At 27.6% G+C, this 214-nt stretch carries 1 protein-coding gene; it reads right to left on the reverse strand.

Features of this window, described 5'->3' with window-relative positions; translation table 11 throughout:
- Positions 1–214: transposase (locus tag HMPREF3265_RS06150; protein ID WP_141744509.1), on the reverse strand; the 214-nt coding region annotated here is incomplete at both ends.

The following is a 214-nucleotide window of genomic DNA, read 5'->3' on the forward strand; positions in this document are numbered from 1 at the left end:
AACCCAAAATAGCCTTCATAAATCCAAAAACAGGTTCCACATCAATTTTTCTTTGACTGTAGATATTTTTTGTTTCTGGTTCTGAAAGCTTTTTGTTAATTTGGGATTTAAAATATTCCCAGTTATAATTCTTCATTATTTTTTTGTTTGTTTTTGAATTGAAGTTCATACATTGATTTTTCAGAGGACATTCTGAACAATCATCACATTCATA

This window comes from Staphylococcus sp. HMSC62B09, assembly GCF_001839115.1.
GTDB classification, from domain to species: Bacteria; Bacillota; Bacilli; order Staphylococcales; family Staphylococcaceae; genus Staphylococcus; species Staphylococcus haemolyticus.